Source organism: Microbispora sp. KK1-11 (assembly GCF_006874435.1).
Lineage (GTDB): Bacteria > Actinomycetota > Actinomycetes > Streptosporangiales > Streptosporangiaceae > Microbispora > Microbispora catharanthi.
Window position 1 is genome coordinate 1 of sequence record NZ_VIRJ01000129.1, and the last position, 469, is coordinate 469.

At 72.7% G+C, this 469-nt stretch carries 1 protein-coding gene; it reads right to left on the reverse strand.

Annotation, left to right across the window (positions count from 1 at the left end; translation table 11 throughout):
* The coding region (locus FLW16_RS43055; protein WP_185949869.1) for a polyketide synthase dehydratase domain-containing protein at positions 1 to 469 on the reverse strand (469 nt) is incomplete at both ends.

Sequence of the window (469 nt, forward strand, 5' to 3'; positions counted from 1 at the left end):
CCAGTGGGGTGTGGAGGAGGAGTTCGTCGATGGTGGTGTGGCCGGTGTGGTCGGCGGCGTGGAGGGCGAGGTCGAGGTAGGCGGTGCCGGGGAGGATGGGGGTGTCGAAGACGGTGTGGTGGGCGAGCCAGGGGTGGGTGGTCAGGGAGAGGGTGCCGGTGTAGACGGTGGTGTTGTCGTGGGCGAGGGTGAGGGCGGCGCCGAGCAGGGGGTGGGCGGTGGTGGTCAGGCCCAGGTCTGCGGGGTCGGTGGTGGTGGGGGGTGGGGTGAGCCAGAGGTGTTCGTGCTGGAAGGCGTAGGTGGGCAGGTCCACGGTGGTGGCCTGGCCGTGGAGGGCGGTCCAGTCGGTGGGGGTGCCGTGGGTGTGGGCGTGGGCGGCGGCGGTGACGACGGTGTGGGGTTCGGGCCGGTCGCGGCGCAGCGCGGGGACGGCGACCAGGTCTTCCTGCCGGTCGAGCGTTTCGCGGAT